Origin of the sequence: Cucumibacter marinus DSM 18995 (assembly GCF_000429865.1) — a bacterium.
Lineage (GTDB): Bacteria > Pseudomonadota > Alphaproteobacteria > Rhizobiales > Devosiaceae > Cucumibacter > Cucumibacter marinus.
This window is the reverse complement of the sequence record NZ_KE386977.1, coordinates 82752-96019: the sequence shown is the minus strand read 5'-3', so window position 1 is coordinate 96019 and position 13268 is coordinate 82752. Positions and strand designations below refer to the sequence as shown.

The window sequence follows — 13268 nt, the reverse complement described above, 5'->3', positions numbered from 1 at the left end:
AGGCTCCGCAAAGGGGACAATGATCAGCCGATACGGCCGGTGATGTAATCCTGGGTCTTCTTGTCCAGGGGATTGGTGAAGATCTGCTCGGTCGGCCCTTCCTCGATCAGTTTACCGAGGTGGAAGAACGCCGTCTTCTGGCTCACACGCGCGGCCTGCTGCATGGAGTGGGTCACGATGACGATAGTGAAGTTCTCACGCAGTTCGTCGATCAGTTCCTCGATGATCGCGGTCGCGATCGGGTCGAGCGCCGAGCAGGGCTCGTCCATCAGCAGCACTTCAGGCTTGGTGGCGATGGCGCGAGCAATACAAAGGCGCTGCTGCTGGCCGCCGGAGAGCCCGGTGCCGGGCTGGTCGAGCCGGTCCTTGACCTCTTCGTAGAGGCCGGCGCGGCGCAGCGATGAATAGACGATCTCGTCGAGTTCGTCCTTGGAGCTGGTCATGCCGTGGATGCGCGGGCCGTAAGCCACGTTCTCATAGATTGATTTGGGGAACGGGTTCGGCTTCTGGAACACCATGCCGACACGGGCCCGCAGCTCAACGACGTCGAGGTCCGGATTGGCGATATCGACATCGTCGAGCAAGATCTTGCCGGTCACCCGGCAGCCCTCGATGGTGTCGTTCATGCGATTGAGGCAGCGCAGGAAAGTCGACTTGCCGCAGCCCGAGGGGCCGATAAAGGCGGTCACGCCACGATCCGGAATGTCGATGGAGACGTCGAAAAGCGCCTGCTTCTCACCGTAGTGCACATTGACATCGCGGGCGGAAACCCGGGTTTTTGAACCGGTTTGCGTGGCCGTCTCGACGGCGGCGGCAGCGGTCGCGGCGGGCGGCTCGAACTTCTTGGTCTGTTCCTGAGAGGTGGTATCCATGGATCAGCCTCCTTTGGGCAAGGGGCGCCTACTGGCGCTTCTCGAGCCGGGTTCTGAGGAAAATGGCGAGTGCGTTGAGCATGATCATCAGTCCCAACAGCACCATAATGGCGGCAGAGGTACGGGCCTCGAAGAAATTGCGGTTCTCGTTGCCTTGCCACAGATAGATCTGGACCGGCAGTGCGGTCGCCTGGTCCATCGGCGTGGCGGGAACATTGGCCACAAAGGCATTCATCCCGATCAGCAGGAGCGGCGCGGTCTCCCCCAGAGCCTGGGCGACACCGATGATGGTCGCGGTCAGGATGCCAGGAAAGGTCAGGGGCAGAACGTGATGGAACACGGTCTGGGTCTGGGACGCACCGAGCCCGAGCGCGGCCTGGCGCAGCGAGGGCGGCACGGCCCGCAACGACGATCGCGTTGCAATGATGATCGTGGGCAGGGTCATCAGTGTGAGCACCATGCCGCCGACCAGCGGGGCCGACAAAGGCAGCTTGAAATAGTTGATGAACACCGCCGCGCCGAGCAGGCCGAAGACGATCGAGGGCACTGCGGCGAGGTTGTTGATGTTGACTTCGATCAGGTCGGTCAGGCGGTTTTTGGGCGCGAATTCCTCGAGATAGACGGCGCTTGCCACCCCGATCGGCACCGCCAGGGCGATGACGACCAGCATCATGTAAAGCGAGCCGACAAAGGCCCCGGCGAGACCCGCAGAGGCCGGTGCGGAGCGGGAGTCCACGTTGGTGAAGATGTGCCAGGCGAATGCGGAGCGGATCACGCCCTCTTCGGCCAGCCGGTCTGCGAGTTCGCGGGTCGCAGCCGAGAGCTGTTGCCTGTCATCGGCCAGACTGCGGTCGATATTGCCTTTGAGCCAGACATCGGTGTTCGCCGAGCCGAGCATGCTGACCGAAACGGTCTGGCCGAGCAGGTCGGGGTTTTCGACGAACATGTCGCGGAGCTTGTAACGCACCGAGCTGGTCACCAGCTCAAGCGCGTCCTTGCGCTCGAGTTCCATATCGGGCGCCAGCTTGCGGATGCTGTCGGCGACGACCGCGTTCCAGTTCGACAAGGTCACCGCACGTTCCCAGCGCAGCAACTCTGCCCGGTAGTCGGCGGGTGACTGGCCTTCCTGTTGCACGGGGCGCGGATCGCTCTCGATGACCTCGGGGTCGAAATAGACCTCGGCGGTCAGGGTCGCCTGCCAGAAGGCGGGGGCGCCCTTGAAGATGATCATGCCGAACAGGATGGCGACAAAGCCCAGCGCAGCGGCGATGGCGGCGACCCCCATTCCGCGGAAGATGGCTTCCTGGCGGTGGCGGCGGGCCAGACCCTTGCGGATACGGGCGCGGTTTTCTTCGGCGGAGACGGTGCCGGTCCCGGGAGATGCGGTTGTGTCAGTCATGACTATTCGTATTGCTCCCGATATTTGCGGACGATGAACAGCGCGGCCACGTTAAGCAGCAGGGTCATCGCGAACAGGGTAAGCCCGAGGGCAAAAGCGACCAGAGACTGGGGACCGGCAAAGTCCGTGTCACCGGTCAGCTGATTGACGATCGTTACCGTCACCGTGGAAATCGGCTCGGCAGGATTGGCGCGCAACACCGGGCTGTTGCCGGCGGCGAGCACCACGATCATGGTCTCGCCGATGGCGCGGCTGACCGCCAAGAGGAACGCCCCGACAATCCCCGGCAAGGCGGCAGGCAAAAGAACCCGCCGGATCGTCTCCGACTGGGTGGCGCCAAGGCCGAGCGAACCGTCGCGCATCGCGCGCGGCACCTGCTGCAGAATGTCTTCGGAAAGCGACGAGATGAAGGGGATGATCATGATCCCCATCACGAGCCCGGCCGTCAGCGCGCTGGTGGCGCGGATCTCGATGCCGATGAAGCCGCCGAGCTGAGACAGGAACGGGCCGACTGTCACAAGGGCAAAGAAGCCGTAGACAATGGTCGGGATGCCGGCCAGCACCTCGATGATCGGCTTGACGATGTCGCGCACGCGCTTGGACGCGTACTGCGAGAGATAGACTGCCGACATCAGCCCGACAGGCACCGCGACCAGCATGGCGATAGCCGAAACCATGATGGTGCCCCACAGGAGCGGCAGCAGACCATAGTCCCCTTCCCCGCCCGTGCCGACCGTCGCAAAGCGCGGGTTCCACACCGTGCCGAAGAAGAACGACAGGGGATTGATGAAGGAGAAAAAGCGGATCGCCTCGGTCAGGAGCGAGGCGACGATGCCAAGGGTGGTCAGGATGGCAACCGCCGAACAGGCGATCAGGCCGATGCGGAGCACCGTCTCGACTTCGTTGCGGGCGCGAAGGCGGGCCCGGATGCGGCGGCGTGCATAGAGCAGCGCCAGCAACCCGGTGCCGGCAGCAGCGGCAATAACAACCATGAATGTGATGAAGGTGAAATAGCGCAGGGCGTCGGCGGCAGCCTGCTCAAAGGGCTGGATCTCGCCGGCAACACCAAAGCCCGAGGCGATCGAGCGCACGCGCTGGATGGCGGTGACAAGCCCTGAACCGCCCTCGGTGACGATCTCTTGCGGAAGTTGCGCCATGATGAACTGGCGGGTGGCAGTGTCGCCCAGCAGAACCCATAGCCCGAGAATCAGAAGGGCCGGCACCAGCGCCCAGATGGCGACCAGCGCACCGTGATAAACCGGCCTTGAATGAAGCTTTTCCTGCTTGGAGGACGAGATCGTCCGGCTCTTCGACCAGCCGATCTGATAGGCCAGCGAGAGCAGGATCAACAGCAGAGCTGCGATGATCAAGGTACTGTTCACGGCGTCTGCGCCTCCGCGCCGGAAGAAAACTGGGTGACGGCTTCTCTGGTCGAAACAGGGCCGCCTTGAAAGGTCCGGGGGCTCCGCAAGGAGCCCCCGATCCTGGTACTGACCTTAGAGGTCGGAAGCCATGATGGCCTTGCCTTCGTCGAAGGCCGCCATGACGGCTTCACGTTCGGCATCCGGAGCCGGGATCATGCCGGCGTCTTCCAGGGTGCCGCCATTGCCGGCGATCGCGTCGGACAGGAAGAAGGCAACATAGTCTTCAATGCCGGGGATGACGCCGATGTGCTCGCCCTTGACGTAGAAGAACAGCGGGCGGGAAACCGGGTATTCGCCGGAGGCGACGGTTTCGAGCGAGGGGGTGACACCGGAAACGGTGGCAACCTTCAGGGTGTCGCGGTTCTGGTCATAGAAGGACAGGCCAAACACGCCGATGGTGTCAGCGTTGGACTGCAGGCGGGCCAGGGTCTCGGTGTAGTCACCGGCGATCTCGACCACCACGTCCTGACGGAAGGTCAGGCAGGACGCTTCCATGGCGTCTTCGTCCATTTCCGGCAGGCCGGCTTCTTCACAACCGGGAAGAACGACCTTTTCCTCGAACACTTCACGCGTGCCGTGGTTCGAAGCCGGGATCGCGAGCGAGATGGCCTGATCGGGGAGCGAGGCGTCGATTTCGTTCCAGTTGGTGTAGGGGTTGGCGACCATTTCGCCATCGACCGGAACTTCAGCGGCGATTGCCTTGTAGACATGGACCGGCTCGAGAGCGAAGTCCGCCTTGGAGGCGTCAGCAGCAAACACGATCCCGTCGTAACCGATGCGGATTTCGCGGATGTCCTTCACACCGGCTTCGGCGCAGGCTTCGATTTCCGAGGCGCGGATGCGGCGCGACGCGTTGGCGATATCGATGGTGGATTCACCGACGCCTTCGCAGAACTGGCGCAGGCCGCCAGAGGAGCCGCCCGAACCCACGACCGGGGTGTTGTATTCAGGGAAAGCGTTGCCGAACTCTTCGGCCACGATGCTGGCGAAAGGCAGAACGGTCGAGGAACCGGCAATCTGGATGGTATCCCGAGACTGGGCCTGCGCACCGGTGGCAACGAGGGCGCCGGCGACCAGCAGCACTGCGGCGCTGGCGTAAGAAGCGAATTTCATGATGTCTCCCTTTCAGAGCTCAGAAATCTTGGTTTTTAACCTGTCCGGCAGCGCGACGGCGGCAGGGATGCGCCTTGAAAGTCCCGCTCCTTTTGCCCGGACGCAGGGAGCCTTAAAGCGTTGTGCTAATGGTTTTATGTCACTGAAATGACACTTGCATGACAGCCTAACACCTTGAAAAAACGAAACTTTCCAGGCTGAAACGGCAATCATACTGTGGACATGCCACACTGAGGTGACAGTCATTGGCCAATAGGGACCGGTACGCAGGGAGACTCAGGCCGGCAAATAGACCGAAACGGCTGTGCCCTTGCCCGGTTCTGAGGAGATCGAAAGCTCGCCGCGATGACGGTTGACGATGTGCTTGACGATCGCCAGTCCGAGCCCCGTGCCCTTCTTGCGGCGGCTCGATTCCACATCGACGCGGTAGAAGCGCTCGGTGAGGCGCGGCACGTTTTCCGGAGCGATGCCCGGCCCCTTGTCGCGGACGGTGACGACAAAGGCCGCATTGCGCCGATCGGTGGCCCTGTCGAGGATAATCTCGACCACGCCGCCGGAACCGCCATATTTCATGGCGTTGTCGATGAGGTTCTCGAACACCTGCACCAGTTCATTGTGGTCGCCAGTGATTTCGGCGGCATCGACAGCGATCGTGGCCTTCAGCTCGACTTCCGCATCCCGGGCCTGGGGCTGCATCTGTTCGGTGACCTCGCCCACAAGGCTGACAAGGTCCACCGTGCCGGAAGGCCGCATATGCTGGCGCAGTTCGATGCGCGACAGCGACAGGAGATCGTCGATCAGGCGCGCCATGCGCTCGGACTGTGCTCGCATGATGCCGAGGAATTTCTCGCGCGCCTCGGGATCGTTGGCCGCCGGCCCCATCAGCGTATCGAGGAAGCCCATCAGCGAGGTCAGCGGTGTGCGCAGTTCGTGGCTGGCATTGGCGACGAAGTCGGCGCGCATCTGGTTGAGACGACGCTGCTCGGACTGGTTGGTCAGCGAGATGACAAACAGATCGGGGGCCTGTGCCTCGCTGCCGGCCCTGAAGGCCAGCGGTGCAACAGTGACGCCGTACCAGGTTTCGGTCGGCACGGTGACCGAGAATTCTCCATCGGCCGTGGCCCCGCCGGTGACGGCCTTTTCGACAACCGAGAGGAAGGCCGGGTTGCGCATGGCGAAGGCGAGCGGGGTATCGTTCTGGACCGAGGGAAAGTCGCGCCGCGCCGCGGGGTTGATGTGGACGACGTTGCGGCGCCTGTCGATGATGATGCAGGGATCGCGCAGCGCATCTGCAAAGCGCTGGGTCGAATTGTCGGCGCGTTCCGGCGAGCGCTGCATGTCGCCCGACTGGGGCAGGATGATGCGGGCGCGGCGCGGCACCACCAGCGCGGCCAGAAAGATGAGCGCAAAGCCCAGCAGTGCTTCGAGCACGGACAACCGGCCATAATAGACAAAACCGGCCATGACCGCGGCGGTGGCGATTAGTACCCAACGCCCGGCATAAAGGCGCTCGCGCCAGCGATTGGCGCGAGCCGGGGCACCTGTGATGACGTCCTTGTCGACTGGCTTGTCGTTCACTTCGGTCTCTTGACCCTTCGCCCCGGCCCGGAAGGGGGCCTGCTCCGGCCGCTGATATTGGCCGGGTCATAACCGATTTCGCTGTTCGCTGTCACTGTCGAGTTCACAACTGCGCAAAAACGCAAGATCTGGTTACCCTGTTGGCCGCGCGCTGTTTTCGCCGACTGCCGGCTGCGATAGGCTCGCAGGTTCCCGCCGCGATGTGGAGAAACAGATGTCTGAACCGCGCTTTGAGCTCGACAATCCCGATCTGCCCGAATGGGTCGAGGATGCCGCCATCACCAGTGGCAATTACCCCTATGACAAGCGCATGGGGTCGAAGCACTACAAGCGGAAATTGAGGGCGCTGCAGATCGAACTGGTCAAGCTCCAGCACCATCTGCTCGACAGCGGCGAGCGTGTTGCTGTTGTCTTCGAGGGCCGCGACGCCGCGGGCAAGGGCGGCACGATCTCGCGTTATCTGCGCAATCTCAATCACCGGCACAATCGCGTGGTGGCGCTCGACAAGCCGACCGACCGCGAAAAGAGCCAATGGTATTTCCAGCGCTATGTGCCCACCCTGCCCGCCGGCGGTGAACAGGTGTTGTTCGACCGGTCATGGTACAACCGGGCCGTGGTCGAGCCGGTCATGGGGTTCTGCACCGCGGCGCAGACGGCGAACTTCCTCGACGAGACGCCGAAGTTCGAACGCATGCTGACCGACGATGGCGTGCACCTGTTCAAGATCTGGCTCAACATCGGACGCGAAACCCAGCTCAAGCGGTTTCATGACCGCCGCCACGACCCCCTGAAGGTCTGGAAACTGTCACCGGTCGATCTGAAGGCCTTGGAGAAATGGGACGACTACACCGCAGCGCGCAACGTGATGTTCGAGACCACTGACACCGACTTTGCGCCCTGGACCGTCATCCGGGCCAATGACAAGCGCCGAGCCCGGCTGGCGGCGATGCAGGTGGTGCTTTCAAAGCTCGATTATCCCGGGCGCGACGGCGATCTCGTCAACAATATCGATGACAGCATTGTCTCGCCGGCGCGGCACTTCATGAGCCATTGCAGCGACAGCGAATAGTCTTCTCGCGCTTGTATCGCCGCCGCAGGGCCCCATATCAGCGGTCGAGACTGCACAGGAGCTGATATCATGACGCTGACAAAGGCTGCCGCGCTGGCCGGTGCTTTGATTGCAGGCCTTTGGGCCGGAACCGCAAGCGCCGAGGAAGTGGGCAAGGTCGGGGTCGACTGGCTGGGCAATGATATCGTTGTCGAGGCCATCGGTGACCCCGAGGTCGAAGGCGTGACCTGTCATGTGACCTATTTCGAGCGCGGGCTGATCGATCGCCTGCAACAGGGCAACTGGTTCGAGGACCCGTCCAACTCCTCGATCGCCTGCCGTCAGACCGGGCCGATCACCATCGGAGACATCGATCTCGACCGCAATGGCGAGGAAGTGTTCCAGCAGCGCCGGTCGATCATCCTGAAGACGCTGGTCATCAACCGGATCTATGACCGGGAAAACGACACGCTGATCTATCTCGCCCATACCCGCGAAATGCAGCAAGGCTCGGCCAAGATGGCGATTTCAACGGTGCCGCTTTATGGCGCGGATGCCAAATGGGAGAACGGGCGCCCCGAATAGGAAAAAAGGCGCCCGTCCGTTCTGCCCCCTGGGGTTGCTCAGGCCCCGAAATCGATAGTCAAGGCTACATCGCGCCGGTTGAGCAGCGGCATGCCCGGCGTGATGAGTTCCGAATTGGAAAAGCTGGCGCCCATGCGCCCCGCATCGGGCGGGATTGACGCAGTCGTCGCCGGATCGGTTCCCGCAATGTCGGCCAGCCGCATCATGCCGTCCCAGCTTGCCGGTGTCGGTCCGGTAAATCCGGCGTCGGCGCAGCTGAGCGGTGAACCCGCCAGCCCACCAGACGTTGAAAGCGAAAGCGCCAGCACGGTGGCGGCAAAGGCAGTCGCAACGCGAATCGTCATCTCGCAATCCCCTTGTTGGGATGTATCGTTAGGAGACAGCGGTTAATTCGCGGTTAACTTTGATGAAGATCGCCTTACCCGGCGTCCGGATGCGCGCCTTGTGCCCGGGATTACTGGCGTGAGGCCGGGAAAACCCGATCGGGAAAGACCACTCTCGATATCTTCTTGCCCGAGATCACACCCTTGGTGCGGTTATAGGGCACCGGGGCACCGGCAAAATCGCCTTTGATGAAGCAGTATTCCTTGCCGCTTGAAGGCGAGAAGGTGAAGGCCCTGCATTCGGAGCGGCCGTCACAGGCGGCAAAGCACTCATCGAGCGTATTGACCCTTAGCGTGTCGACATCGCCGCCAGGCATGTCGGTCTGGGTATAAAGCTGCCAGTCCACCGTGAAACGCGGGCGGGATTCTCCAGTGGTGTCGCGGAACATGAAGCCCGACGTGCCGAGATCTGTCGCCTGGGTATAGGCAAAGTCACGTTTGACGAAACAGCGATTGGCGCTGTCGTTGAAGGTGAACAGGTTACACGAGGTGTTGTCCGCGCAAAGCTGGGCGCATTGCTGCATGGTGCTGGCGGGCAGCCCCTTGGCGACGAGGTCGCCCCCATAGAAATCCATATTGTTGTATATCGCCACATACCAGCTTTCGGGCAGCGGTTCGGGCTCCGGCTCGGGTTCGGGCGTGGGATCATCCTGCAGGCTCGCCACCTCGGTCTGCTGGACCTCGACCAGCCGTGCGCGGGCAAAGACCGCGTAGATGCTGTCGGGATAGGTATCGATGAAGGCCTGCAGGATCGCCTCGCTCTCCGTATCCTTGATGCCTTCCCATGCGAGCTGGTCCGGGGACTTGGGCGCCGGGGTGGGCGAAGGCGTCGGCGTCGGATCGGGTGTCACCCCGCCGCCGCCATCGGCAGGCGGAACGAAATAAAGGCTTTCACCCGGCAGCGAGCCGTAGACGAAGGGGCGCTGTTCGTTGCCGGTTTCGCGCATGACATGATCGCGCACGCGGCGGAACAGCATGTTCACCTCGAGCCCCGGCTGTTCGAGGAAAGTCAGCAGCCCTTCGGTATAGGGCGAGTTGCGCCCGTCCCCGTCCGAGGCGACGGACCCCCCCTCAGAGGCGTAACCGACCAGTGTGCCCGAGCTGGGTTCGACCGGCGACAGGCCACGCCCGATCGAACGGGTCGATGAAGTGCGTTCCATCCTGGCCGCGAACGGATTGTTGCGGCAGGCGTCGAGCAGCACCATGGAGAGCTTGTTGGCGCCGGAAACCGATTGCATGACCATATCGAGGGGCACGGCCTCGAACTGGGCCGAAATGTCGGTGGCCAATTCGGCATCGACCGGTACCAGGTAGTTCTGCTTGTCGATCTCGATGCCGTGCCCGGCATAAAAGACGAGCGCGAAATCGGCACCGCGGGCCTTGGCCGCGAATTCGAGCAGCCGGCGCCGCAAGGCGTCATATCCCTGGTCGAGCGCAACATCGACCTCGAAGCCGACGCGTTCGAGCGCCGAGGCCATGTCGGCGGCGTCATTGGCCGGATTGGGCAAGGCTGAAACGTGGCTGTAGGCGGAATTGCCGATCACCAAAGCGACCCTGTCACCCGTGGCAGCTGCGGCGCGGCCGACCAGGACAAGGGTGAGCGCAAGCACAAGCATGGCCATGGCGGCGAAACCGCCGGCAAGTCTGCCAGCCTTTTGTGCGATCGCGGCGTCCATGTTTGCACCCCGGCTCCAATGCCCCCGTTTTCGGGTGGCGGGCCGGCTCCCTTAATACAATCATAATGGAGCCGACCGGCCGAGATCAATCACATCACGCGTGTGCCGCCCGGTCTTTGTTCTTGCGGTAAACGCGGGCCGCTATTCGCAGCGGGCGGCTCCGCCCGAAGAAGGGAAGATATAGGCGCCGGAGACAAAGCCGGTGGTTTCAGGATTGTCCGGCAGGGCCACGGTGCACCAGGGCGCATCGTCGATGACCCCGCTGGCGCGGGAAAGCTCGTGCCAGGCACCAAGCCCGACTTCGCGATTGCAGCCAATGAGCGGCACGCCATCCTGTCCGGCCGGCAGGCGGGACACCACATTGGCCTCGGTGTCGGGTGCATCTCGAACATTGAGCATGTTGTCTTCGGGCACGCAAACGACGCGGACGGTCGGCCCTGTCGCGACATTTGCGGGCGCGTTTTCTCCCGTTTCGCCACTGCCGCCTGCATAGGGCCCGACGGGAAAATCATAGGGCTCACGGCGGCTCGGCGCGTCCTTCAAGGAGAAATGCCACCATTCGCGCCGGTAGTTCTCGAAGCCGACGCTTTCCATCACGCTCTTGAGCAGCCCGCGATTGTCCTTGGCCTGGGGAGGAATGTCGCTGGCGGCGGTGTAGCTGTTCTCATGGAAACAGTCATAAGCCGTACCGAAATCCAGCGAATTGTCGGGCGCGCGGTCGGCCTTGTCGGCGGAACAGGGGCCATAGGTGTTGCCCATGGGGCGTTCGGCCTCGGGCGACCCGGCCTCGATCATGCCGAGGTCAACGGCAAAACCCAGCGAATGGTTCGAGCGCGAGGCCAGCCAGCCGGCCTTGAACAGGTTGGACTTCTCATAGCTGGCATAGAATTCGTTCTTGGTGACGCCGTCTTCGGGGGTTTTGGACCAGGCGGTGAAATCTTCCACCGCGCGATGCGGGCGGTAACAATCATAGACCTTGAGAGACAGGCCGAGCTGGCGCAACTGGGCCTGGGCTTCGCTGAGCGCCTCGGCGGCGCTGCGCAACAGAATGCATTCGCCCGCCTCGTAGCCATTCACCGGCCGGCCGATGAAATTATGCGAGGATGCGTAGCGGATATCCTGGGCGATGCTGGGGTCGATCTCGCGCAGGTAGACGAAACCTTCGGGCAAGTCCTGGGCCGTTGCAGGCACGAGAGTCGCCAAAAAGGCGGCGAGCAGGGCAAAACGCTTGATCACTGGACTATTCCCCGGCGCACTCGAATTCAGTGGGGATGATTGCCGTCCGCATCCTGCAGATAGCGGGCATAGGCCCAGCCGCGCACCGTGTCATAACTCACCTCGCACCAATTATAGATGTAGCCGCTCGCTTCCACGCAACGGTGCACCACAATATTGGTGCCATTGTGGGGAATGCGGCCGACAATCGCATAATCGGTGCTGGTGCCGGTGCGGACATTGAGCATGTCGTCGGGCCGGTGATCGATCACCTTGTAGGTGCGCGACACGCCGGCGGTCGCCAGGTATTTGTCATAGGCAAAGCCCGACAGGCATCCCCATTGCACCTTGCACCAGCCGTTGACGCAGCCGCGGGCATGGATGCCGGTGGCATCGGGCGGCAGTTCGCCAAGGATCGCATAACTGGTTGAGGGACCGGAGCGCACATTGAGCGTGTCATCCGACCGGATGCCGGTCACGCGCCACAACCCGTCATAGGCCGCGCAATTGGCAGACGGATTGGTCGACGCCGTCTTGCGCGTGGCATTGCGGACATAGGCGTCGGAGATATAGCGCCGCGCCTCGGGCAGGACCGATTCCGCGATGTTGCGTGAATACGGGCCGAGCACCACCGCATAGAGATTGGCGGTCATGCCGGAATAGTTCGAGGTCTCGATGATATAGGCCGGCACTCCGCGCCCCGAAACGAAGGACAGGCGTTCCTCGGCCTTGGCACGCTGGTCGAGCGAGAAGGCGCCGAGCAACACGAAACTGTCGCCCGATCCGATCGGCGGATAGGAATAGGCCGGGGTCGGGGTCACCGGCGGTTCGGGTTCCGGCTCCGGTTCAGGCGTGACTTCGGCAACGTCTTCACGCTCGGTCTGGCTGAGTTCGACCAGCCGCGCCCTGGCAAAGACCGCGTAGATGCTGTCGGGGTAATTGTCGATATAGGCCTGGATGATGGCCTTGGACTCGGTGTCCTTGATCGCCTCCCAGGCGAGCCGCGCTTCGGCGGTCGCCGGGTTGGCCTGGGGCGGTGACGGCGTTGTTTCGGTATCGGCCGTACCGCTATCATCCGGCGGCACCAGGTAGAGGCTTTCGCCAGGCAGCGAGCCATAGACGAAGGGGCGCTGCTCATTGGCGGTTTCGCGCATCACATGATCGCGGACCTGGCGGAACAGCATGTTCACTTCGAGACCGGGCTTTTCGAGATAGGTCAGAAGCCCTTCGGTATAAGGGGAATTGCGACCATCGCCATCCGAGGCAACCGAGCCGCCTTCCGCCGCATAACCGACCAGCGTGCCCGAGCCTGGCTCGACCGGGGAGAGCCCGCGCCCGATCGAGCGGGTGGCGGAGGTGCGTTCCATGCTGGCGGCGAACGGATTGTTGCGGCAGGCGTCGAGCAGCACCATGGAGAGCTTGGTGGCACCGGAGACCGATTGCAGCACCATATCGAGCGGGACGGCCTCGAACTGGGCCGCGATATCGGTCGCGAGTTCGGCATCGACCGGCACCAGGTAGTTCTGGTTGTCCACCTCGATTCCGTGCCCGGCATAGAAAACAAGCGCATATTCCGCGCCGCGGGCCGTGGCGGCAAAGCTCAACAGCTTGCGGCGCAGATCCTCATAGCCAAGGTCGAGTGCGACATCGACCTCGAAGCCGACACGCTCGAGCGCGGCAGCCATATCCTGCGCGTCGTTGGAGGGGTTGGGGAGCTGGGAGACGTGGTCATAGGCCGAATTGCCGATCACCAGCGCGACGCGGTCGCCCGCTGCGTGCGCCGGCATGGCCATCAGCAGCGCTGCCGCGATGATCCACAGAGCGGCGATCACCCGTGTGTGTGCCGGATTGGCGAAAGCGTCCCACCGCTTCGTCATCATCGTCCTCCCGTTACGTCCCCCTGCCGCTTCGGGCCGCTATCCTACGCCGGTACGGGCCGGGTGCAAGGGGCGGTTCAAAGCCTCGCCCGATTGTG

At 62.8% G+C, this 13268-nt stretch carries 11 protein-coding genes; 2 read left to right on the top strand and 9 right to left on the bottom strand.

Features of this window, described 5'->3' with window-relative positions; all coding sequences use genetic code 11:
• Nucleotides 1-23 precede the first annotated feature (23 nt).
• From pstB to G489_RS0111305, 5 genes are all read right to left on the bottom strand, one after another.
• Nucleotides 24-872, bottom strand: a complete 849-nt coding sequence (gene pstB, locus G489_RS20260; protein ID WP_051332564.1) for a phosphate ABC transporter ATP-binding protein PstB — start codon at nt 870-872, stop codon at nt 24-26.
• Nucleotides 873-900: 28 nt separating this feature from the next.
• Entirely contained in the window at nt 901-2271 is a 1371-nt protein-coding gene (gene pstA / locus G489_RS0111320; protein WP_029041622.1) for a phosphate ABC transporter permease PstA, read from the bottom strand.
• A gap of 2 nt (nt 2272-2273) precedes the next feature.
• Nucleotides 2274-3653, bottom strand: coding sequence for a phosphate ABC transporter permease subunit PstC (pstC, locus tag G489_RS0111315; RefSeq protein WP_029041621.1), 1380 nt, complete (start codon nt 3651-3653; stop codon nt 2274-2276).
• Between the two features lie 114 nt (nt 3654-3767).
• Nucleotides 3768-4808 carry a PstS family phosphate ABC transporter substrate-binding protein gene (locus G489_RS0111310; RefSeq protein WP_029041620.1) on the bottom strand — a complete coding sequence of 347 codons (1041 nt, stop codon included), beginning with the start codon at nt 4806-4808 and terminating at the stop codon, nt 3768-3770.
• A 276-nt stretch (nt 4809-5084) separates the two neighbouring features.
• Nucleotides 5085-6386: a sensor histidine kinase gene (locus G489_RS0111305; RefSeq protein ID WP_029041619.1), complete on the bottom strand. Its 1302-nt coding sequence runs from the start codon at nt 6384-6386 to the stop codon at nt 5085-5087.
• Nucleotides 6387-6600: 214 nt separating this feature from the next.
• On the opposite strand from G489_RS0111305, the gene ppk2 reads away from it, so the two are divergent.
• Nucleotides 6601-7455: a polyphosphate kinase 2 gene (gene ppk2 / locus G489_RS20255; protein ID WP_081691538.1), complete on the top strand. Its 855-nt coding sequence runs from the start codon at nt 6601-6603 to the stop codon at nt 7453-7455.
• A gap of 69 nt (nt 7456-7524) precedes the next feature.
• Nucleotides 7525-8019: a CreA family protein gene (locus tag G489_RS0111295; RefSeq protein WP_029041618.1), complete on the top strand. Its 495-nt coding sequence runs from the start codon at nt 7525-7527 to the stop codon at nt 8017-8019.
• 38 nt (nt 8020-8057) lie between these two features.
• Here G489_RS0111295 and G489_RS0111290 read toward each other — a convergent pair whose 3' ends face one another.
• The 4 genes from G489_RS0111290 to G489_RS21890 form a co-directional block, all read right to left on the bottom strand.
• A complete protein-coding gene (locus G489_RS0111290) occupies nt 8058-8363 on the bottom strand; it encodes a hypothetical protein (RefSeq protein WP_029041617.1) in 306 nt (101 codons plus the stop codon).
• Nucleotides 8364-8473: 110 nt separating this feature from the next.
• A complete protein-coding gene (locus tag G489_RS21895) occupies nt 8474-10078 on the bottom strand; it encodes a caspase family protein (RefSeq protein ID WP_051332562.1) in 1605 nt (534 codons plus the stop codon).
• 141 nt (nt 10079-10219) lie between these two features.
• Nucleotides 10220-11314, bottom strand: a complete 1095-nt coding sequence (locus G489_RS20245; RefSeq protein WP_051332561.1) for a M15 family metallopeptidase — start codon at nt 11312-11314, stop codon at nt 10220-10222.
• Nucleotides 11315-11340: 26 nt separating this feature from the next.
• Nucleotides 11341-13173, bottom strand: a complete 1833-nt coding sequence (locus tag G489_RS21890; protein WP_051332560.1) for a caspase family protein — start codon at nt 13171-13173, stop codon at nt 11341-11343.
• Nucleotides 13174-13268 lie beyond the last annotated feature (95 nt).